This window comes from Roseburia sp. AF15-21, from assembly GCF_003479505.1.
Classification (GTDB): Bacteria; Bacillota; Clostridia; order Lachnospirales; family Lachnospiraceae; genus Roseburia_C; species Roseburia_C amylophila.
The window spans coordinates 33438-54597 of the sequence record NZ_QUHG01000013.1 but is presented as its reverse complement, the minus strand read 5'-3'; the positions used below and the strand labels follow the sequence as shown (position 1 = coordinate 54597).

General features: G+C 43.5%; 24 protein-coding genes. 10 read left to right on the top strand and 14 right to left on the bottom strand.

Features of this window, described 5'->3' with window-relative positions; genetic code table 11:
- Positions 1-84 precede the first annotated feature (84 nt).
- The gene (locus DWW33_RS14325) at positions 85-708 is read left to right on the top strand and encodes a GNAT family N-acetyltransferase (RefSeq protein WP_118639737.1); all 624 of its coding nucleotides are present in this window, start codon (positions 85-87) and stop codon (positions 706-708) included.
- Here DWW33_RS14325 and DWW33_RS14320 read toward each other — a convergent pair.
- Positions 617-1492: a DUF6128 domain-containing protein gene (locus DWW33_RS14320; RefSeq protein WP_118639736.1), complete on the bottom strand. Its 876-nt coding sequence runs from the start codon at positions 1490-1492 to the stop codon at positions 617-619. The two genes, DWW33_RS14325 and DWW33_RS14320, sit on opposite strands and share 92 nt — an antisense overlap.
- Before the next feature lie 183 nt (positions 1493-1675).
- On the opposite strand from DWW33_RS14320, the gene DWW33_RS14315 reads away from it, so the two are divergent.
- Positions 1676-2134 carry a Fur family transcriptional regulator gene (locus DWW33_RS14315; RefSeq protein ID WP_118639735.1) on the top strand — a complete coding sequence of 153 codons (459 nt, stop codon included), beginning with the start codon at positions 1676-1678 and terminating at the stop codon, positions 2132-2134.
- An 84-nt stretch (positions 2135-2218) separates the two neighbouring features.
- Entirely contained in the window at positions 2219-2761 is a 543-nt protein-coding gene (locus tag DWW33_RS14310) for an NADH peroxidase (RefSeq protein WP_022244330.1), read from the top strand.
- A 157-nt stretch (positions 2762-2918) separates the two neighbouring features.
- Here the strand turns inward: DWW33_RS14310 and DWW33_RS14305 are convergent, their stop codons facing one another.
- Positions 2919-3407: a prolyl-tRNA synthetase associated domain-containing protein gene (locus tag DWW33_RS14305; RefSeq protein ID WP_118639747.1), complete on the bottom strand. Its 489-nt coding sequence runs from the start codon at positions 3405-3407 to the stop codon at positions 2919-2921.
- Positions 3408-3661: 254 nt separating this feature from the next.
- On the opposite strand from DWW33_RS14305, the gene DWW33_RS14300 reads away from it, so the two are divergent.
- Complete coding sequence (locus DWW33_RS14300) at positions 3662-4096, top strand: MarR family winged helix-turn-helix transcriptional regulator (RefSeq protein ID WP_117697874.1); 435 nt, start codon at positions 3662-3664, stop codon at positions 4094-4096.
- Between the two features lies 1 nt (position 4097).
- Complete coding sequence (locus DWW33_RS14295; RefSeq protein ID WP_118088330.1) at positions 4098-4862, top strand: sulfite exporter TauE/SafE family protein; 765 nt, start codon at positions 4098-4100, stop codon at positions 4860-4862.
- A 180-nt stretch (positions 4863-5042) separates the two neighbouring features.
- Here DWW33_RS14295 and tnpA read toward each other — a convergent pair whose 3' ends face one another.
- The 4 genes from tnpA to DWW33_RS14275 all read right to left on the bottom strand — a co-directional run bounded on the left by tnpA (position 5043) and on the right by DWW33_RS14275 (position 8506).
- Complete coding sequence (gene tnpA / locus DWW33_RS14290; RefSeq protein ID WP_117842092.1) at positions 5043-5513, bottom strand: IS200/IS605 family transposase; 471 nt, start codon at positions 5511-5513, stop codon at positions 5043-5045.
- Positions 5514-5768: 255 nt separating this feature from the next.
- Positions 5769-6308 (bottom strand): hypothetical protein, encoded by a 540-nt coding sequence (locus DWW33_RS14285; protein WP_117842093.1) that lies wholly within the window; start codon positions 6306-6308, stop codon positions 5769-5771.
- Between the two features lie 97 nt (positions 6309-6405).
- Entirely contained in the window at positions 6406-7857 is a 1452-nt protein-coding gene (locus DWW33_RS14280) for a sensor histidine kinase (RefSeq protein ID WP_118639734.1), read from the bottom strand.
- Positions 7841-8506, bottom strand: a complete 666-nt coding sequence (locus DWW33_RS14275) for a response regulator transcription factor (protein WP_117842095.1) — start codon at positions 8504-8506, stop codon at positions 7841-7843. The genes DWW33_RS14280 and DWW33_RS14275 overlap by 17 nt, the downstream gene beginning before the upstream one ends.
- Positions 8507-8710: 204 nt before the next feature.
- Between DWW33_RS14275 and DWW33_RS14270 the strand changes: the two genes are divergently transcribed.
- Positions 8711-9079, top strand: a complete 369-nt coding sequence (locus tag DWW33_RS14270) for a helix-turn-helix transcriptional regulator (protein WP_118639733.1) — start codon at positions 8711-8713, stop codon at positions 9077-9079.
- A 27-nt stretch (positions 9080-9106) separates the two neighbouring features.
- On the opposite strand, the gene DWW33_RS14265 is transcribed toward DWW33_RS14270, so the two are convergent.
- The 6 genes from DWW33_RS14265 to DWW33_RS14240 all read right to left on the bottom strand — a co-directional run bounded on the left by DWW33_RS14265 (position 9107) and on the right by DWW33_RS14240 (position 14844).
- Complete coding sequence (locus DWW33_RS14265) at positions 9107-9406, bottom strand: hypothetical protein (RefSeq protein ID WP_118639732.1); 300 nt, start codon at positions 9404-9406, stop codon at positions 9107-9109.
- 16 nt (positions 9407-9422) lie between these two features.
- Entirely contained in the window at positions 9423-9776 is a 354-nt protein-coding gene (locus DWW33_RS14260) for a TnpV protein (protein ID WP_117842098.1), read from the bottom strand.
- Between the two features lie 80 nt (positions 9777-9856).
- Positions 9857-11683, bottom strand: coding sequence for a recombinase family protein (locus DWW33_RS14255; protein ID WP_118639731.1), 1827 nt, complete (start codon positions 11681-11683; stop codon positions 9857-9859).
- 88 nt (positions 11684-11771) lie between these two features.
- Positions 11772-12890, bottom strand: a complete 1119-nt coding sequence (locus tag DWW33_RS14250; protein WP_118639746.1) for a 5-methyltetrahydropteroyltriglutamate--homocysteine S-methyltransferase — start codon at positions 12888-12890, stop codon at positions 11772-11774.
- A 144-nt stretch (positions 12891-13034) separates the two neighbouring features.
- Positions 13035-13949, bottom strand: a complete 915-nt coding sequence (locus DWW33_RS14245) for a LysR family transcriptional regulator (RefSeq protein ID WP_118639730.1) — start codon at positions 13947-13949, stop codon at positions 13035-13037.
- Between the two features lie 4 nt (positions 13950-13953).
- Positions 13954-14844, bottom strand: a complete 891-nt coding sequence (locus DWW33_RS14240; RefSeq protein ID WP_117697877.1) for a LysR family transcriptional regulator — start codon at positions 14842-14844, stop codon at positions 13954-13956.
- 193 nt (positions 14845-15037) lie between these two features.
- Here DWW33_RS14240 and DWW33_RS14235 point away from each other — a divergent pair, with 193 nt between their 5' ends.
- From DWW33_RS14235 to pyrB, 4 genes are read left to right on the top strand one after another with little or no spacing between them, the layout of a single operon-like run.
- On the top strand, positions 15038-15790 hold the full coding sequence (locus DWW33_RS14235) for a DUF4866 domain-containing protein (RefSeq protein ID WP_118639729.1): 753 nt from the start codon (positions 15038-15040) through the stop codon (positions 15788-15790).
- Positions 15783-17138, top strand: coding sequence for a threonine/serine ThrE exporter family protein (locus DWW33_RS14230; protein ID WP_118639728.1), 1356 nt, complete (start codon positions 15783-15785; stop codon positions 17136-17138). The genes DWW33_RS14235 and DWW33_RS14230 overlap by 8 nt, the downstream gene beginning before the upstream one ends.
- A gap of 60 nt (positions 17139-17198) precedes the next feature.
- A complete protein-coding gene (locus tag DWW33_RS14225; RefSeq protein WP_022242717.1) occupies positions 17199-18500 on the top strand; it encodes an adenylosuccinate synthase in 1302 nt (433 codons plus the stop codon).
- A complete protein-coding gene (gene pyrB, locus DWW33_RS14220; RefSeq protein WP_330419834.1) occupies positions 18497-19438 on the top strand; it encodes an aspartate carbamoyltransferase in 942 nt (313 codons plus the stop codon). The genes DWW33_RS14225 and pyrB overlap by 4 nt, the downstream gene beginning before the upstream one ends.
- A gap of 12 nt (positions 19439-19450) precedes the next feature.
- On the opposite strand, the gene DWW33_RS14215 is transcribed toward pyrB, so the two are convergent.
- A complete protein-coding gene (locus DWW33_RS14215; RefSeq protein WP_118639745.1) occupies positions 19451-20089 on the bottom strand; it encodes a methylated-DNA--[protein]-cysteine S-methyltransferase in 639 nt (212 codons plus the stop codon).
- A gap of 8 nt (positions 20090-20097) precedes the next feature.
- Complete coding sequence (locus DWW33_RS14210) at positions 20098-21120, bottom strand: alpha-hydroxy-acid oxidizing protein (protein ID WP_118639726.1); 1023 nt, start codon at positions 21118-21120, stop codon at positions 20098-20100.
- Positions 21121-21160: the final 40 nt, after the last annotated feature.

Below are 21160 nucleotides of genomic sequence, written 5' to 3'. Positions count from 1 at the left end.
TTTTACTCTTTTCTCTGTTATAATAATAGCATATTTTGAGCATAACAGAAAGGTATTCTTATACCAGCTGCAGGAGTTAATAACATGAAATTTATCTATGAAACAGACCGCTTAATCCTGAAATTGTTAGGGGAAGATGATGCCCCTGCAGTTCTTCAGTTTTATAAGCAGAACCGAAATGTCTTTGAGCCATATGAAACCATACACCCGGATCAGTTCTATACGGTGGCCTACCAGCGGACCCTGATGAACTGTGAGCTGAGTCTCACCTTAAAGCACAGTCTCATCCGCTTCTATATATTCCGCAGGGAAAATCCCGACGAAATCATAGGCACCATCTGCTTCCGCAATATCAACCGTTCTACTTACTATTCCTGTGAGACCGGCTATCGCTTTTCCCCCGCATACTGGCACAGAGGATACGCCCGCGAAGCCCTTGCTTTTGGTATTCAGCTTATGTTTGAAGAATTTCATCTGCACCGGATAGAAGCTGCCGTCATGCCGGAAAATACCGCTTCCATCCGTCTGCTAGAATCCCTTGATTTCCAACAGGAAGGTGTCGCCAGGGAATATGCCCTGATACAGGGAAAATGGGAAGACCATATCCGGTTCGCCCTTATTCGTCCATCCGGCGATACCAGTAGCCAAAAGTCCCCTCTAACTGCCGGCACGGCTTTTCCGTCCGGAACTGTGGAAAACCAAAAATAGCCGCCATTACTTTTTCCGGCTTCTGATAAACCCCCGGCACCGCCAAGAACAGCTCACGTCCTTCCGGCGTTACCTGTTCTCCGAAGAAAAGATACCGGTAATTAAAGAAGCCATGCAGAAGAAAACTGTTATTCCCAAGATACCAGTATTTCTGTGGCAGCTCCCGTAGATCCTGCAATTCCATATGGACGCAGGTTATATTCTCTCCTTCAAAAGGATGCAGAATCGTCATTTTCTGCTTCAGATTCTCCCAGTGTTCCCAGATGGAGGCCTCTTTTTCCCCAGTGCCTTTTTCCTGCGTGCTTCTTTCCTGGATTCCTTCTTCCATGCTTATCTGTTCCGGGAAAATATGGTGCATCGGCACTTCCTCAGTCTGAAGAGACGGCTCTTCTGCAGCTTGCATTTCTATTTCTTCCTTATGTATCTCCCCATTGTCCCACTGGCTGCCATAAAAATTACCATCTGCCGGCTGAATCAGAATTCCACAGACATCCTGTATATGACAGGTTTCATCGCCCAACTCACCATCAGAAATCCTTCCACTATAATCTGAGCTTTGGGACATCAGCCGCATATTACCCACCGGAAAAGCCAGAATTTTTCCTTCCCTACGGATAAAAAGGCTTACCTTTCCTTCCTGCCCCGCATATTCTGTTCCTTTTAAATGTATCTCTAATCTGCAGATGTCTCCGCGCATTTCTACTCTGGCAAATCCGGCAAGATATTCCTTTGTATCATTTTCATAATAATAAAGATATGCAACGAACCGTTTAAACTGCGGCATAACCTTTCCTTCCTATATCTTTTTGTTCCTTATATCATATTCCATCTTCTAAGATTCCATGCAGATTTTTGCCTATACTTCTCATACATGCAGATTTTTACTTTACACTTCTCCTTGACAAAGTTCCTTTTAAGAATTATATTAAAATCAATAACGATTATTATTATTTGTTAAGGAGAATATATGATTAAATTTAGCCGACAACGGGAAAGTATTAAGAATAATCTGATGGGACGTACCGACCATCCGACTGCCGAAACAGTTTATTCCGATATCCGGCAGGAATATCCCAACATCAGCCTGGGAACGGTATACCGCAATCTCTCTCTCCTGGCAGATTTAGGCGAGATTCAAAAGATTTCAACGGAAAATGGGCCGGACCGCTTTGATGGTAATCCGAAACCTCATTACCACTTCTTCTGTACAAACTGTAATTCCGTCCTCGATTTAAAAATGAAAAACATTGATCTGATTAATGTTATTGCTGCAGAAGAATTTTCCGGTTTCATTGAGGGACATATTACCAGATTCTACGGACTTTGTCCGGAATGTAAAAAGTTATTGGATAAATCAACCAATTCTGCAGAAAATAAAAAAGAAAAACAAAATCAGAAAGTCTCAAAAAAAATAGTTGACATTTAAAAATAATTATGCTAATTTAATATCAGTAACAATTACTATTATTGATATATAAATACAATTATAAAAAGAAAAGGAGATTTTAAAATGAAAAAATTTGTTTGTACAGTATGTGGTTATGTTTATGAAGGTGAAAGTGCTCCGGAGTTCTGCCCGGTATGTAAAGCTCCGGCTGAGAAATTCAAAGAACAGACAGGTGATAAGACATGGGCTGCTGAGCATGTAGTTGGTGTAGCACAGGGTGCTCCAGAAGATATTATTGCTGATTTAAGAGCAAACTTCGAAGGAGAATGTTCTGAGGTTGGAATGTACCTTGCAATGGCAAGAGTTGCACATAGAGAAGGATATCCGGAAATTGGACTTTACTGGGAGAAGGCAGCTTTTGAAGAGGCTGAACATGCAGCAAAATTTGCAGAACTGCTTGGTGAAGTTGTAACCGACAGCACAAAGAAGAACCTGGAAATGCGTGTAGATGCAGAAAATGGTGCTACTGCTGGTAAATTTGACCTTGCAAAACGTGCCAAAGCTGCTAACCTCGACGCAATCCATGATACAGTTCATGAGATGGCCAGAGACGAGGCAAGACACGGAAAAGCTTTTGAGGGTCTGTTAAAGAGATACTTTGGTTAATCTTAAAACCGTATAGAATAAGCATTTTAAGGATAGATGGTTCATGAACTGTCTATCCTTTTTGTATTCCATAACATGTGAATAAAAATACTTGGCTTGCTTCTCTCCGTTCCCCTATTATTATCTAAAAACTCTCTATTTCTCCGGATATTTTTTTCTACATCGACACACAATGGACTTCATTTCCATGCGCCCGGATGATACGGAGTAAATCCTCTGTCTTCATCCATATAGTAGCAGTATTCTCGTTGGGATGTACTCCAATCAATGCATCATTTTCCAGAAAATAAGCATCCACAAATACCTTCACGCTGCAGGTTTCATCGTTGAGTACTCCAAGCGGCGTTACCGAACCAGGCTGCAGTCCCATTTTCTCAGTTAAATCTTCTTCCGAGGCAAAACTTAACGGACGCGTTCCATTTGCCTTTCGAAATGCCTTTAAATCTACCCTCTGGTTCCCTCGCACTGTAATCAGATAATAATTCTGCTTCTTATTATCACGTACAAAAAGATTCTTGGCATCTGCCTGTGGATAAGGAATTTCCACATCTGATAAATCTTCCATATTATAAACAGCTTTATGCTCTGTCACTTCGTACCAGATATGCTGTTGACTCAGGTATTCATAAATTTCCTGCTTGTTCATTGTATTTCCTCGCATTCTTCCTGCTTGCGTTCATTATATCATGTGCAAAACCATCCCATGATCAATATTCGCCGTTCGCCAAAAGTGAGCAGGCTCCCTATGGCTCGCTTGCGCTCACTATATCATAAACTTTTTATAAAATTTTTTCCAGCTCACTTTACATTTTTTCCTTCCGGTGCTAGTATACCATCAAAATAATTATTTCATTTTTGAACTATTTCATTTTGAAGTATTTTCATCAGGAGGACTCTTATATGAATACAGGTATTGCATTTGCAAGAAAAATGTCTGCTGCCTACACTGCAGTATGTAAGCCTTTGTGCCAGTCGCTGCATCTGCCGCAGACGGCTTTTGATATTTTGATGTTTTTAGGAAATAATCCGGAATATTCAACTGCCAGAGATATAGTTGAAGTGCGCCAGATTAAGGCAAATCTGGTCTCTGTCAATGTAGACCGGCTGGTGAAAGACGGTTATCTCAGCCGCAAAGAGGTTGCCGGCGACCGCCGGAAGACACAGCTTCTATGTACGAAAAAAGCTGCCCCTGTTATAAAAAAGGGACAGGCTCTGCAGCAGGATTTTGCCGACCGGCTGATTGCCGATCTGGATGATGCCACGAAAGATGCCTTTTTTAAAGGAATGGCACAGATGGAGACAACGCTGGATATGATTTTAGAGGAGGTATCCTAAAATGGATTTATTAACTACGATTTTTGTTACTTTTTTTGCAGGCATGGGTGCCGGACTTGGAACCGGTTTTGCCGGCATGAGTGCCGCTGCTGTCATCAGTCCGCTGCTTATTCATTTTCTAGGCATTGACCCATATATGGCAGTCGGCATTGCGCTTTCTTCCGATGTTTTGGCAAGTGCCATTTCTGCCTATACATATGGAAAGCATAAGAACCTCGATATTAAAAACGGTCTGATTATGATGGTCAGCGTATTGCTTTTCACCGTAGTAGGAAGCTATGTTTCAAGCCTTGTTCCTTCTGCCACAATGGGTAACTTTTCCGTTTTCATGACCTTTCTGTTAGGAATCAAATTTATCGTAAAACCGGTTATGACCACGAAAGAATCCATGTCTGCCGTTTCTGCAAAGAAACGTGCCATCCAGTCCATAATCTGTGGTGTGCTGATTGGCTTTATCTGCGGCTTTGTTGGTGCCGGAGGCGGCATGATGATGCTTTTAATCCTGACCTCTGTACTTGGATATGAACTGAAAACTGCTGTTGGCACCAGTGTATTTATTATGACCTTTACCGCACTTACCGGTGCCCTTTCCCATTTTGCCATCGGCGGACTGCCGAACGTCACCGTCTGGGTTCTGTGCATTGTATTTACCTTAATCTGGGCAAGAATTGCTGCTGTCTTTGCCAATAAAGCCACCCCAAAGACACTGAACCGGGTTACCGGTGTCATCCTGGTAATTCTTGGAATTGTGGTAATGATTTTTTAAGCTTCCCAGAGACAAATTGTCAAGGACTTTTTAATCAAATTCACAATCACAACCACCGGCTTAGCCGGTGGTTTGTTCTGCCCCTAGAAGGGGCTGTTACCGGCACTGGGGTCTAAAGACCCATCGAAAAGATCCGCCAGCCGCAACATCATTTACTTGCTTAGCCCTAAAGGGCTCCTTTTATTTGCTTGTTTTTACCGGCTCACCCGTAAACGGGTCTATATACTCTTTCAGTGTCATTTGATCATATTCTAAATCATCTTTTAATTGATTTTGAATATACTCTTGTATCTTCTTTGCATTTTTTCCTACTGTGTCCACATAATATCCTCTACACCAGAAATGTCGATTTCCATATTTATATTTCAAATTTGCATGCCTTTCAAATATCATTAATGTGCTTTTTCCTTTTAAATATCCCATAAAGCTCGATACACTTATATTCGGCGGCAATTCAACCAACATATGCACATGGTCTGGGCATATTTCAGCCTCAACAATTTTTACATTCTTTCTTTTACACAGCATACTTAATATATTTGCTATATCTTGTTTCAACTTTCCATATGCAATCTTTCTTCTGTATTTTGGTGCAAATACAATATGATACTTACAATTCCACTTTGTATGTGCTAAACTATTAACATCCATTTAGGATACCTCCTTTGTCTTAAGTACGGTTGGCGAACCTGTACTTAGTATAACATTGGGGGTTTTTTACTGTAAGCTAAAGCATCTGTGGACACACCTGCATAGCAGGTGGTTTATTTGTATAAGATACAAAGAAACGGCGGCTCTGAAAATCAAAGCCGCCGCTTCATGGGCGCGTGAAAATGTGTCTGCTGTACGACGGCTTTTTTTCTTTTGCCGTCGTGCGGCAGCGTCTAAATCAACTTTTGTACGCTGTTAATCGGCAGTAGTGCTAACCCAATTAGGACTGAAAGTTGTCATGCACTCAGTATCTCCATCCACGGATTTAGATACGAGAAGTCCGTTTTTGATGTCATTTAAGGTTTGCTCATATTCAGCAATACACTGATCTGTCATTTCCTGTGTCCACTCGAAACGACCTTCGCTGGTTTCAACCATTGTGTGCTCATCCGCCATTTCTTGAAGATTTTTCTTTTCCAGTTCCAGCCATTCTTTGTACTCATCATAGGTCCACCAGTCGTAGTTAATTGTGGGATGGCTGCTTTCATAATCTTCTTCAGACACCCAGGTTGCGCCGTTGTCCTCACTGACAAAGTTTTTGCCACTCGCTTTATCCTTATAACTCATAACGCCATCCGAATTATCCGTCATGGATGCAACCGTTTCTTGCGGTGTAGATTTGGTCGCTGGTGCATTTAGTGCACGAGCTTCTGCAAACGCATTCACGGGACCTATTGCGCCCAATCCCATCAGTGCTGTTAGGGCCAATGCCCCCATCATCTTTACTCTTACCATTTTGTTTTACCTCACTTTCAAAAATTATAGCTGCCCTTTTAAGGACAGCTATAATATAACAAAATGATTTGGATATAGTTTGCAAGGAATGTGGAGTTTAGATGGAGCTGATAACATTTCTTTTTTGCGGAATTTCAAACCAAAACTTCACGCCGCTACTTGAATTTTTGATACCATATTTTGCATGGTGCAATTCCATGATTTTGCGAACGATATAAAGACCTAATCCAGTTTCTCCTGTATTACGATTGCGAGAGGTATCTGCCCTATAAAACGCTTCGAACAAGTGAGAAACCATATCCTCTGGAATATGAACACCTGTATTTTCAATTTCACAGTAAACGGTATTTTTCTCGTTTGACAAGGATATACAAATCGTTTCACCATTTGGCGAATAGCGAATTGCATTTACTAAAACATTTTGAATGGCTCGTTCCATCTGTGCTGGATCTACTTCACACAAAAGTTTGTCAGGAATATCCACATCAAGAGATATTCCTTTTTCAGATAGTAAATCTGATACATCGGCTATTTGTATCCGAAGAAGTTCTGCAAAGTCAATCGTCCTATATTCAGATTTTTGCTTTCCGCCTGTTTTAGATACATATAGCAATTCTTTTACTAATGTTTCCATCTTCTCAACAACAGCCAGAGACCGCTCCATATACAACTCATGGTTTTCATATCCCTTAACCTTGTTGAGCATACCCAGCAAATGACCTTTCAATATTGTCAAAGGAGTTTTTAGTTCATGTGACGCCGCCGAGAAGAATTCCTGCTGCTTTTGTTCAAGTTCTCGCTCTTTCAATATTTCCACTTCCAACTCTGAGTTGCTTTTTTTTAGTTCTGTCAATGTAAGTTGCAAGTTATCCGACAGAACATTCAAGCTGTCTGATAGTATTCCTATCTCATCCAAACGATTAGAATTTCCGTGCGGTTCAAAATCAAGGCGAGCCAATTTTTTAGATGTACTGCTTAATTCGATAATTGGTTTGGTTATGTAGCGTGAATAAATTACAGAAAACAATATAGACATCAAAAAAATTCCCAATATCACAAGTGGGATGGTTTGCCAAATTGCTTCCGTTGCTTGATTGATGGACACCAAATCACTCTGGACATAAAGGGTATATTCACTACCTAATAAGGTAAACACATAGCCTGCTTCTGATAGTAAATTGTCATCTGTAACTATTCCACTATCAGAGTGTTCTTGAATTGTAGCAACCGAATCCTGGTCTGTTGTTATTGTCAGTTCATCACTTGAATATAAAATATTTCCATTCTCATCTTCAATGTAAGCAGTTGCATTGGTCTGTATTACAAATTGTCTAACAAGCGAGTAGCATTCATCTAAGGAATTCGCATTTTCCAATGCTGGCACTAAATCATTTGCTTGCTTTTGCAAATCTGCACTAAGACGATTGCTATAAGTTTGAGGAATATATCTCGCCATGCTAAAAACAGAGAGCAAGCACACTGCAATCAAAAGAATAGTTGTAGATAAAAAGAGCTTAGCAGTTAGGCTCGTTCTAATTTTCCTTATCAATTCTATATCCCACCCCTCTGATAGTTTCTATATAATCGGCATCCAACTTTTTTCGTATATTTTTTATGTGGCTATCTACAATACGATCTTCCACAAACGCGTCATCGTCCCAAAGCCGGTCAAGCAACATTTGTCTGGTAAAAACTTTCCCTTGATTTTCCAACATAAGTCTGAGCAGTGCAAACTCTTTGCTGGTTAAAATGACTTCACTGCCGCTGTGATATAAATGGAATCCTTCAATATCCATACTCAGCTCTTTATAGGTAAGCAGGGATTGCTTTTTGTTTTCAGCGGTTCCACGACGAAGAATCGCTGCAATCTTGCACAGCAGAATTTTGGGAGAAAAAGGTTTGGGAATGTAATCATCAATCTGCTGTTTGAACCCCTTTAGTTGGTTTTCTTCGTCCGAGAGCGCAGTAAGCATAATAATCGGAACTTGCGACTTTTGGCGAATGACCTCACATACACCATAGCCATCAATCTTGGGTAGCATGATGTCCAGCAGGACAAGACTAATGGTATCATCAAACTTTGCAATTCCGTCTACACCATCGTCAGCAATCACAACCTCATATCCTGCATCGGTCAAATGGTTTTTTAATATATCTTGAATGTCAATATCATCTTCAACAACTAAAATTTTCTGCATAAGTCTACCTCCTAACATTCAATTATAGCAAAGAAATATGTATCTATTATGGAGAACTCAAGATTTAGAAAGATTATTGTAATTATAAGTTACCTCTGTGTTGCAAAGCAAGCGCGAATATGAATTATAAACTTCAACTAACCTGCATATAGCAACATTTCACGGGCGAAGTATGAATTATACAATGTAACCGGGTGATGTTATATGGCGAAAGTTGAAGATTGTCCCGGTTTTGAAACCTTCGGCGCAGATGTCAAAGCCGCACGAGAGGCAAAGCATCTGGCACGAAAAACAGTGGCAGAAATGGTTGGGATTGAATGGCGGTATCTTGCCAACATTGAGAATCAAGGTGCGATTCCGAGCCTGCCTGTGATGATCCAGTTGATTAAGGTCTGCGGACTTCCCGTGGAACGGTATTTTAATCCGGAGATCATGCGAGAAGAAAGCGAACAGCGGCAACGGGTCAGCCACAAGCTGAAGCTTTGCCCTGAAGAATACCTGCCGATTATCGAAGGTGCCATAGACGGGGCGCTCAAAATGGAACAGACTGCGAAGCAGAAGGAGGACGCATAATCGCGGCCTCCTTCTGGCGTTTCTATATCAAGTTTCCCGGCACTTTTCCCAAAGTTCCCGGCACCTCTGCTGGATTTCTGCGGTTTCTGTCGCAGTCAGGTCACGGTCATTTCCGGTAATCTTATCTTCCAGAAAGTTAGCGTATGTACCCAACAAAGCGTTCCGTAAATCCTCCGAGGTTTTCTGTATTTCAGCGCTGTACCAGTCATTCCGGTGGGGTTCCCATGCCATCAATGTATAACCGTGGCTGGTCTGAACCACCTCATACAGTGGATCATCATCCAGATATGCCTGAAACACTTTCAAAATCTTTTCAAAGGTCAGCATTTCCCGCACCTCCCATTCATCTGCAAATCAGTTCCCTGATTAAAATTTCCTCAATCTGTGCCGTTAATGTGTTCATCAGCCCCACCCAGCGCATAGGGTCACAGGCTTTCAGTTCCTCCGTGACACCCGCAACTTCCATCATGTGAGGCAACATGGTGTCCACGCGCTCCTGCGCTGTCCGGTCAATCTCTAACAGGTGTGGATACAGCTTCTCGCTCATCAGCAGTTGGTTGTAGAGAATGGGGCGATGTTTCTTTAGGTAGGATTTTCTCATCCTGCCGTACTTGCCGATAGAAGTTTCCGGCTGTTCAGAAAGTTTTAGGTTGGGTATATCATAATCTCCACAACGAATGTAAGTCAACTTACTCATTTTCATTCTCCTTTGCTTCGTGATGATTAGACTGCTGCGCTGGCTGCTATGCTGCCTTTGCGCGGTTCTTCTTTCGGCAGCTAACCGATAGTAGAAAAAACACCTTTTTTCATATCCTCAGCCCGGATCAGGGCTTTCTTAGCGTCCATTTCCGCTTTTTTCTGCGCCTTGATTTTGTCCTCATACCGTTTCTGTGCGCCGCTGGCTTTTCGTTTCAAATAGTTCTGATGGAGCCTGTCCTTGCGTTCTTCTTTTTTTCGCAATTCTTCCTGTTCCTCCGGGGTTAAAGGAACCGGCTGTAAGGATGGTGGGATATAGCGTCCTAAAAAATTGAAGTAGATTTCAATTTCCTGCGTGGTGTCCTGACTGCCTTTTCGTGCGCGTTCGTGGACAAGGATTTTCTCTACAAACTCGTTGAGCATGGTGTTTGTCAGCGTGTCAAAATTCTCGTATTTATCAATCAGGGCTATAAATTTCTCCGCTGATTTCTGGCTTTGCTCGTAGCCGGTAACAGCCTTTTCCAGCTCTGCAATTTCAATCTCAAGTGCATCCTGCTCTTTGGCATACTGTGTATCAAGCGCCTTATATCGTGCATCCGGCAGCTTGCCGAGGGCGTTGTCCTCATAGATTTTGCAAATCAGTTTTTCCAGTTCTCCGGCTCTCTTTTGAGCAGTAGCCAGACGCCTGCGCTTTTTCGATATATCGGCACTCTGTTGAGCAACCTGCATTTCCTGAACGGTGTGGATAAATTCCGTCCGGTCATTTCTGGAATATTCAGCGATAGCCCGGAGCGTGTCAGAAACCAATGTCAGGACAGCACTCTCATTGATACGGTGTTGTGTAGGGCATAGTGTCCCACACGGAACTTTGGTATAATTGGAACAGGTATATTGAGAAATCCGCCTGCCATTGTTGGTGCGGTGGACATACATCTTGCCGCCGCAATCGGCACAATAGAGCAAACCTGTGAGGGGAGCCGCTTCGCCCCAGCCGTTTGGATAACGCCGTACATTGCTGCGGATTTTTTGCACCAGATCAAAGGTCTGCTGGTCGATAATGGCTTCATGGGTATTCTCAAAGATCGTCCATTCGTCCTCAGAAACATAGTGGCTTTTCTTGTCCTTAAAGTGCTTGCGGGTCTTGAAATTGATGGTATGCCCCAAATACTCTCGTTTTTTCAAAATGTTCACGATGGTAGATGATCCCCATCCATAGGGGTCTTTGACCGGCTTTGAACGGTTCACACCCTCGTTGAAGCGGGCAAGCTGTACGACAGGAATTTCAATCCGGTCTGTGGATAATTTGCAGGCGATCTGGTAAGGCCCATATCCCTCCAGCGTGAGGGAGAATATACGGCGTACCACTTCGGCAGCTTCCTCATCTACCAGCCAATGCTCCCGTTTTTCGTCCCATAAGTAGCCGTAAATCACAGTGCCGGTCAGGTGCTTGCCACTCATGCCTTTTGACTTAAACATAGAGCGGATTTTCCGGCTGGTATCACGGGCGTAAAATTCATTCATAATGTTGCGGAACGGGGTAAAATCGTCATCGCCTTTCAGACTGTCCACACCGTCATTGATCGCAATCAGCCGAACTCCGCGCTGCCGCAAAACCTCCATGACCTGACCGACCTTTAGATAGTCGCGCCCCAACCGGCTCATGTCCTTGATGACGATTGCCTCTACACGCCCTGCCTCCACTTCCTCCATCATCGCCAAAAATCCGGGGCGGTCAAAACGGGTGCCTGAGATACCATCATCGGTAAAGTGCGTAGGGTTGGGCAGCCCGTTCCGGCGGGCAAAATCCTCTAACATCTGCTTTTGGTTGGATATGGAATTGCTCTCGCCCTGTAACTCATCGTCGCGGCTCAAACGCTCGTACAGTGGGGTGATTTTTTCGTTTCTCATGGCTGTACCTCCTGAAATGAAAATGCTCTAAGTGACTGCTTCACTAACCATGACAAAATCATGATTAAGAAGTCACTTAGAGCATATATCACCAGACCTCTTCTGCGATTTCCTTAACAAACTTCAGTTTCGCCCACTGTTCTTCTTCCGTAAGCTTGTTACCGATTTCGCAGGAGGCAAATCCACACTGTGGACTTAAATAGAGATTTTCCAACGGAACATATTTGGACGCTTCTTTTATTCTTGCAATGACTGACTGCTTGTCTTCAAGCTTCGGTGTCTTGGTGGTAACAAGTCCTAATACCACCTTCTTATTATCGGTTATTTTTGCCAGCGGTGCGAAACCACCGGAACGCTCATCATCATATTCCAGATAATAAGCATTGACATTCTCCTCTCCGAATAACAACTCTGCTACTCCGTCATATGCGCCGGAGCTGAAGAAAGTAGAATGATAATTTCCACGGCATACATGGGTGTTGATGGTCAGATCAGCCGGTGCCTCTTCTACTACCTTATTATTTAGTGCAAGGATAACCTTCTTATATTCTTCCAATGCTTCGCCTCTTCTTCCGGTCAGTGCAACGGCAAGCTTCGGATTTACCAGTCCACCCCATACACAGTCATCGAACTGAAGATTTCTGCAGCCTGCTGCATAGATTTCCTCGATAAATTCTCCATATGCCCTGATGACATCCTCTGCAAAAGCTTCTTCTGTTCCATAAATTTCAAGGGTTGTATCCAAAAGCTCTGCGCCGGTGAAATAAGCATAGAACTGGGCTGGAGATGGAACGGTCTGCTTTGCTATGGTATTCTCATCTTCCAGTGCTTTTACAAATTTGAAATGCTCAACGAATGGATGATTCTTTATGGAAATCTTTCCCACCATGAAAGTGTCATCTATCATTGCTGCTTCGCCGTCAAAGGTTGTATTTCCATCTACAGTCTTCTTATGCTCGATTCCATCGAATCCCCACATAAAGTCCAGATGCCAGGTGGCTCTGCGGAACTCCCCATCGGTAATCACATGGTATCCAAGCTCCTTTATCTTTGCGACCAGTTCTAAAATACAGGCATCCTCTACCTCTTTTAACTGCTCTCTGGTAATTTTCCCTGCTTCAAAGTCAGCACGGGCTTTCTTTAATTTTTCCGGACGTAAAAAACTTCCTACATAATCGTATCGGAACGGTGTTGTTAAATTCTTCATTCTGATTTTCTCCATTTCCTGTGAATTGATTTCCCTCATTATAATTGGAGTTCCTCATTCTGAAAAATACATAAAAATAAATGTTGTCCATAGTTTTAACCTATGACCAGTCCATTTTTTGATTGGAAAATTACTTTCTTTGGCTCATATTCTTTGTTCTCCTGTAATATATTTCTTTAATGCCTCAAGGTAGGTTTCCCCTAACCGGCTTATCATTCCCTTCCGGTGGGTCACATATCCGATTCTCATATCACCTTCATCTGCCAGCGGCACTGCAATAATATCTTCGCCATTTAATTTCTGGTCAATGATTCCGCTGCACACTGTGTAACCATTTAAACCAATCAGAAGATTAAATAAGGTCGCCCGGTCACTGACGCGGATATTTTTCTTCCGCTCAAAAGAGGAGAAAATTTCTTCCGAGAAATAAAAGGAATTGTGTTCCCCCTGTTCATAGGAAAGATACGGATAATCTGCCAGTTCCTCATTGGTTATGATTTTCTTCTTCGCCAGCGGATGATGCCTGCTGATGAAAACATGGGGTTCTGCCACAAATAACAGATGAAATTCCAAATCGGAGGATTTCAATATTTTCATAATCACTTTTTCATTGAAATCATTTAAGAAAAGGATTCCGATTTCACTTCTCATTTGCGCTACATCTTCGATTAACTTATAGGTCTGGGTCTCCCGCAGGCTGAAATCATATTCCTCCTGCCCGTATTTTTTTACCAGCTCCACAAAGGCATTTACCGCAAAAGAGTAATGCTGGGTTGATACGCAAAACTGCTTTTTTCCGCCACCGTTTTTCTTATATTTATCCTCTAAGATGGTGGTCTGCTCCAATACCTGCCTTGCATATCCTAAGAATTCTTCCCCTTCCCTGGAAATAAAGATTCCCTTATTCGTCCGATTAAAAATGGTAATGTCCATCTCCTTTTCCAGCTCATGGATGGCGTTGGTAAGGCTGGGCTGGGAAATGTATAATTTCTTCGCCGCCTCCGTGATGGTTCCGGTATCTGCCACGGTTGTAATATAGCGTAACTGCTGAAGTGTCATATGCTCACCTGCTTTCTAAAATGACTTTTCTTAACTGACGCGCCGCCTCATTTAAAGGATGCTGACTGTCGTATACCATACAGATATTTCTTTTTGGAATCGTCTCCGAAAGAGAAATCTGTACGATTTCATGTTTTTCAATGGCCTCTCTTGCCATCGGTTCCGGGATGAAAGCCAGACCAAGCTCACTCTTTACCAGTGGCAGTATCTGATCTGTGGTTGCTGTCTCTGTATCCGGCTCCAGTGCCAGCCCATAAGACAAAAACAGCTTATTATAAAACTGAAATGTCATGGTTTCTTTTCCCAGACAGATTAACGGATAATCCTTTAAATCCTTTAGGGAAAGCTCCTGACTGCCCAGTGCGGTAAATGTTGTTCCACCCACCAGTACCTCCCGGAATGTCCGCAGATTAACTTTTTTTAGTGGCTGCTCTACTTCTGCCGGTGCAGACACTACTGCAAAATCTATCTGTCCGCTCTTTACTGCCTCAATTGCCTGAGGTGTTGAATGATTATAAATTTTCAACCGGATTCCCGGATATTTCATATGGAAATCTTTCAGCTTATCCAAAAGAAATATGTTAAGGGCAGTCTCGCTGGCTCCAATAGAAATGCTTCCATGGGCAAGTCCACTGCTGTCTGCCAGTTCCTCTTCTGCCGCCCAGAGATGCGACATGGCTGCCGACACATGGGTATACAGCTTCTCCCCTTCCGGCGTCAACTGTACCCCACGGTTTGTCCTGACAAAAAGCGTACAGTGAAGCTGCTGCTCCAGCCCGTTCATTGCCCTTGTGATATTAGGCTGACTGTTGCCAAGGGCATTGGCAGCCCTGGTAAAATTACTGTATTTTGCCACATAATAAAAAATCTTATAATATTCAAAATTTATATCCATACATTTTCACCATATCAATTTATTATTTCTACTATATCAATTATAGCTTTTACTTATTCCCAATGCAATAGTATAATCAATCCGAAATTAAGGGAAACAACCCCTTTACATTTCTCCACCCAAACCCTACAAGGAGCTGCCACCGGCAGCTCTTTACGAATGCTATAAAGCAGAAAGGAAGCGCATATTTTCTATGAAAAATTCAACATTTTTCCCTCGTGAAGAAAGAGCAGACGTTTTATTTGAAAAGATTTTGCATGACCCATGGGCCTGTGAAAGACTTCAGGAAACTTTTTGCAATTATTTATTCTGTAATGATGAATTTGATTCTTCTCTTTCTTCACAGGATTTTTCAGAAGCTCTTTTTGATGCTTATCAAAATAAAGATTTATCGGCATTTCTTATGGCTATCTGCCGGAATACCCTATTCGATTTACTGAGGAATTCCTATCTGATTCCCTACCGTTTCAACGCAGATGGAAAAGAAAATCCGATAATTATGACCGATGATACCGGCAGACTTCTGCCAAAGTATTGTGGCGATATTCACAATAAGGATTATCAGCATTTTCTTGAGAGTTACCGCGATTTAGGGGAACCAAAGAATATGTATTTTTCCCAGGCATACCGGTACAGCCACGCTTATACCGGTGAAGATACCATTGGACAGCTTGTCTTAGAACGCAGCCATGGGGTGCTTCTCATCCGGGAGCTTCCGGATACCATAAAGCAGAAGGAGACTGAAGCGGAAGCCTACTCTGCAATCTTCGACCTTGTACTGAAATTAGAGAAAGAGCTTCCAATGGCATTTGTCTTCTACGGACAGGATTCTCTTATGGAACATGATGAAAAATATGATGAAATCGGCATTTTCCTTCCAAATTCCATTTTTTTAAAGAATCTGGAACGGCATATTGCCAAAGCTGAGGCGATTATTTATGAATAAGAGTGCATCTTCCACTACTTCATATATTGATATTATGGAAAAAAATCATATGGAAATACCCTGGCATGATTATGCCAGTGATGACAGCAACGTACTGATTACCCAGGCGGGACTGATTGAAAAAGCCTCGGTCATCGGACGTGTGGGATTAATCATGTTATCCTGTGGAACCGGAGCCTGGCGTGTCCGTACTTCCATGAATAAGCTGTCAAAGGAACTGGGAGTTACCTGTACGGTAGATGTAGGTCTTATGTCCATCGAATTTAACTGCTTTGATGGAAAGGACTGTGTCTCCCAGTCCTTAAGCATCGCCAATACCGGCGTCAACACCTCCAAACTTTACCGCATGGAACAATTCGTAGAAAGCTTTCCAAAGGAAGAAGCCCATTTAACCGGCGAGGAAATCCATAAGCGGCTGGATGAAATCGAAAAAATCCACGCCCTTTATTCTCCCGCCAAACTGGGACTTGCGGCAGCCTTAGCCTGTTGCGCATTTACTTTTCTTCTGGGCGGAGGCCCTGTGGAAATGATTCTGGCATTTATTGCAGCCGGTATCGGAAATGTCATCCGGACCAAATTAATCAAACATCATTTTACGCTGTTTTTAAATATTGCGGTCTCTATTTCCGCCGCCTGCCTTATGTATGCCATCTGCTTAAAGGCTGCCGAAATTTTTTTCCATGTTCCGGCAGTCCATGAAGCCGGATACATCTGCTCCATGTTGTTTATTATCCCGGGCTTTCCATTTATCACAAGCGGCATTGACCTTGCGAAACTGGATCTTCGTTCCGGACTGGAGCGGCTGACCTATTCCATCATCATTGTTCTTGTGGCTACCATGTTTGCCTGGATTATGGCAATGCTGCTTAGACTTCAGCCTCAGGACTTTACCTCTGTAAATCTCAGTGATGTTTCACGGCTGGTTCTGCGGTTAATTGCAAGCTTCTGCGGCGTATTTGGATTCTCTATTATGTTTAACAGTTCCATTCCCATGGCAGCTACTGCTGCACTGATTGGCTCCGTTGCCAATACCTTACGTCTGGAACTGGTTGACTTTACCGGAATTCCAGCCGTTGCTGCTGCCTTTATCGGTTCACTGACCGCCGGTCTGCTGGCATCCTTTATTAAGAAAAACAATGGATATCCGCGAATCTCTTTAACCGTACCTTCCATTGTAATTATGGTTCCGGGACTATATCTTTACCGCTCCTTCTATAACTTTGGCATTATGTCCTTAACGGAAGCGGTTTCCTGGTTCTCCATTGCCATAATGATTATTATCGCCCTGCCGCTGGGACTTATTTTTGCAAGAATACTTACCGACCGGACTTTCCGGTACTGCACCTGATAAATTTTATACGCTTAAAATTATTTATTTTATACATGATTACAGAAAGGAAGAATCGATATGCTTACAGCCGTAACAGGAATTAACTGGGGAGACGAAGGAAAAGGACGTGTCATTGATCTGCTTGCAGAACATGCAGATGTCGTTGTCCGTTATCAGGGTGGCAACAATGCCGGTCATACCGTTGTAACCAAACAGGAAAAATTTGTCTTAAATCTTCTGCCGTCCGGCATTCTGCATCCCAATGTGGTATGCGTACTGGGGGATGGAATGGTCATTGATTTAGAGCACCTCACCCATGAAATTGAAGATATCGAAAGCCGCGGTATTTCTATTACCCCGGAACATTTAAAACTTTCCAAACGTGCCACCATCTCCATGCCATGGCACAGGATTCAGGATGAACTGGAAGAAACACGTCTTGAGAAATCCGGTGCTGCCTTCGGCTCCACCCGCCGCGGCATTGCTTACGCATACAGCGATAAATACCGGAAGAAAACACTGCGTCTTGGTGATTTGCTTCATTTAAAAGAAGAAAATGTCCAGGTTCGGATAAAAACCATGTTGGAATCCAAAAATCTGGAACTGGCAGGCAGTTATCATCAGGAGCCGATGTCTTATCCGGCATTGCTGTCCTGGTGTGAAAAACAGGCTTCCCTTTTTGCACCTTATATCTGCGATACCGGAAGCTTCTTGGAAAATGCTCTTGCCAGCCATAAAAAGGTGGTTTTGGAAGCCCAGCTTGGAGCCATGCGTGATATCGATTATGGTATTTTCCCTTACACTTCAAGTTCCTCCACCATTTCCGCCTATGGTCCGATTGGAGCCGGTATCCCGGGTGAATCCCTAGACCATGTTGTGGGTGTCCTAAAAGCATATTCCACCTGTGTGGGAGCCGGACCTTTCGTAGCAGAAAGAGCCATGTCCGAAGACTGGTGCAACATCCTTCGTAAATTTGGAAATGAATACGGTGCTGCCACCGGCCGTCCACGTAGAGTCGGACCTTTTGATGCCGTTGCCAGCCGTTATGGATTGAAATGCCAGCATGCAGATAAAATTGCCTTAACGAAGCTTGATGTTTTAAGCTCCCTGACAGAAATCCCTGTCATTACTGCTTATGAAAGAAATCATAAGACCACAACCGTCTTCGACCCTACCGAAAATATCGATAGCTTCTCTCCGGTTGTAACAATGCTTCCGGGCTGGAAACAGGATATTTCTGCCTGCCGCAAATATGAAGATTTACCGGAAAATGCCAGATTATACATTGAAACATTAGAACGCCTTTTAGACTGCGATATCCAGTTTATTTCCACTGGTGCAGAACGAAATGAATACATGATAAAGGGGGAATGGCTTTGAGACACCTAATCAGTCCACTGGACCTTACGGAAGAAGAAACAACCCGTATTCTGGATCTTGCAGACCGGATTGGTACCCACAAAGAGGCTTATGCCCACCTTGCAGAAGGGAAACAGCTTGCTACACTCTTTTATGAGCCAAGCACCAGAACCCGACTGTCCTTTGAATCCGCCATGTTAAGTCTTGGTGGTCAGACACTGGGATTTGCCGGTGCGGAACAGTCCAGTGCTACCAAAGGAGAAACCGTTGCCGATACCGTCCGGGTAGTAAGCTGCTACGCAGATATTATTGCCATGCGTCATCCAAAAGAAGGAGCACCGCTCTGCGCCTCTATGTATGCAACCATTCCGGTCATTAATGCCGGTGACGGCGGACACTATCACCCAACCCAGACCCTGATTGACTTATTAACCATACGCCAGCGCAAGGGACGGCTTGACCACCTGACGGTGGGCTTCTGTGGTGATTTAAAATTCGGAAGAACCGTTCATTCCCTGGTAAACAGTCTGGTACGCTATCCGGGTAACGAATTCTATTTCATTTCTCCGGAAGAACTCCGCATTCCGGACTATATGATTGAAAGAACCTTAAAGCCTTTCCACAGCACCTATCGGGAAGTCTCTGACTTAGAGGAAACACTTCCAAAGCTGGATGTTCTCTATATGACCCGTGTCCAAAAAGAGCGTTTCTTCAACGAGGAAGACTATATCCGGTTAAAAGATACCTACATTTTAAATAAAGAAAAATTAGAACTGGCTCCTTCTGATATGCCGGTTTTACATCCGCTTCCACGAGTCGATGAAATCTCTGTTGATGTGGATTCCGACCCGCGCGCCGCTTATTTCCAACAGGTACAGAACGGAAAATATGTCCGTATGGCACTGATTTTAGCCCTGTTAGAAATCACGGACCCGCTAACCGGAGAAAAGGTTCTCTAATGTTCCAGTAATTTAATCCGTTTTCTCTATTTTCATTCCGAAACGTTTTAAATCTACTTTTCCATCCACTACTTCTATGCCATCTGCCATCAGGCGGCGTGCCTGTTCATTTTCGCCGCCAAAGGCAAAGGCTCCGGAAAGCCCGCCTTTTGCATTTACCACCCGGTAACATGGTATGTTTTCCGGGTCTTTATTCTTATGCAGTGCATTTCCCACAGCTCTTGACATCCGCTTGTTTCCGGCAAGCTCCGCTACCTGCCCATAGGTTGCCACCTGCCCTTTTGGAATTTTCTTTACTGCTTCATAAATCCGTTTGGTAGGGCTGTCCGTTACTAAATCATAGCTTTCTGCTATCATGCGGCAGATATCTTTATCCGGGATTGTGCCATCCACGATTATGGTATTCCAGTGCTCCTTATTCTGATGATACCCCGGAATGACTGCAGGATAAGCACTCCGCCAGAAATCTCTCCACTGTGGGTCTGCTTTTACGTTCAGATTGAGGAATCCATCCCGCATATAAGTCCAGAGAAATGCCTTTTTGCTTTCCCTTATGCGCACCAGCTGCCAGTTCTGGTCATGGAACGGTGCCTCCTGATAGGTGTCCGGGAAAGACAGTCCGTATGCTAATATTTCTTCTCTTGTTTTCATGCTCCACTCTATGCTTTTGTCCATATGCAATCCCTTGTAATCTCTGCCAGGCTGTGTACGCCACACATTTTCATGGTATCTTCTAATTCGGTTCCTATCCTGGCAACATAAGACGCTACGCCTTCCCTGCTGCCACCGTAAACCGCTGTCACAAACGGTCTTGCGATAATTACCGCATCTGCACCTAAGGCAATTGCCTTAAATACATCCGTTCCACAGCGGATTCCGCCATCTACGAGAATTTTCATGGAGCCTTTCACTGCATCCGCAATCCCGCCTAAGACTTCTGCTGTTGCCGGGCACTGGTCTAATACCCTGCCACCGTGGTTCGATACCACAATTCCAGCAGCCCCGGCTTCTTTTGCTTTTAAAGCGCCTTTTACCGTCATAATTCCTTTTACAATAAACGGAACTCCAGCAAGCTCTGCCACTTCCCGCAGTTCTTCCACGGTCTTACTTCCTGCCGGCGGCTCTAAATTCTTAAGAAACGGCAAGCCTGCTGCATCTACATCCATGGCTACCGCAAAGGCTTTCGCTTCGTGCACCAGTGCCATTTTTTCTTTGATGATTTCAAGATTCCATGGCTTTACCGTTGGGATTCCAAGTCCCTGTTCTTTGGCAATTGCCTTTGTAGCTGCCACCATGACATTACTGTCTGTACCATCCCCGGTAAAAGCTGCAATGCCGCATTCCGCACAGGACGATACCAGAATATCATTATAGGAAATGTCATTGAGACAGTCTCCGTAATGCAGATTCACCGCTCCTACCGGGCCTGCAAAGAACGGATATTTAAACTCTTTTCCAAATAATTTCAGCGAAGTATCCACCGGAGCATTTTCTGCAATAGTGTCCATCTGCACACGAATCTCTTTCCATTTATCATAATTACGCATGGCAGTATCGCCGATTCCCTTTGCACCGGGTCCCGGCATCTGATTCCGGCAGGCGCGTCCATTGCATTCTACACACGCCTTGCAATAATTTCCAATTCTTCCTCTTGCCTGTTCGATACATTCTGCATAATTCAATCTTCTTTCCTTCTTTCCACTCTTTTTCTTCTCTGACGTT